The organism is Nocardia amamiensis NBRC 102102 (assembly GCF_001612745.1).
Taxonomy (GTDB): Bacteria; Actinomycetota; Actinomycetes; order Mycobacteriales; family Mycobacteriaceae; genus Nocardia; species Nocardia amamiensis.
This window is the reverse complement of the sequence record NZ_BDBA01000448.1, coordinates 1-375: the sequence shown is the minus strand read 5'-3', so window position 1 is coordinate 375 and position 375 is coordinate 1. Positions and strand designations below refer to the sequence as shown.

At 62.4% G+C, this 375-nt stretch carries 1 pseudogene; it reads left to right on the top strand.

Annotated elements, in window-relative coordinates:
- Positions 1–375: pseudogene (locus tag NA4_RS38330) on the top strand (DNA-directed RNA polymerase subunit beta); the annotation flags it as partial.

Genomic DNA, 375 nt, shown 5'->3' with positions numbered 1-375 from the left:
CATGGTCAACGACGACGGTAAGGCCACGCTGTTCGACGGACGTTCCGGCGAGCCGTTCCCGTACCCGGTGCGGTCGGCTACATGTACATCCTGAAGCTGCACCACCTGGTCGACGACAAGATCCACGCGCGTTCGACCGGTCCGTACTCGATGATCACCCAGCAGCCGTTGGGTGGTAAGGCGCAGTTCGGTGGTCAGCGTTTCGGTGAGATGGAGTGCTGGGCCATGCAGGCCTACGGTGCGGCGTACACGCTGCAGGAGCTGCTGACCATCAAGTCCGACGACGTGGTCGGTCGGGTGAAGGTCTACGAGGCGATCGTCAAGGGCGAGAACATTCCGGAGCCGGGCATTCCGGAGTCGTTCAAGGTCTTGCTC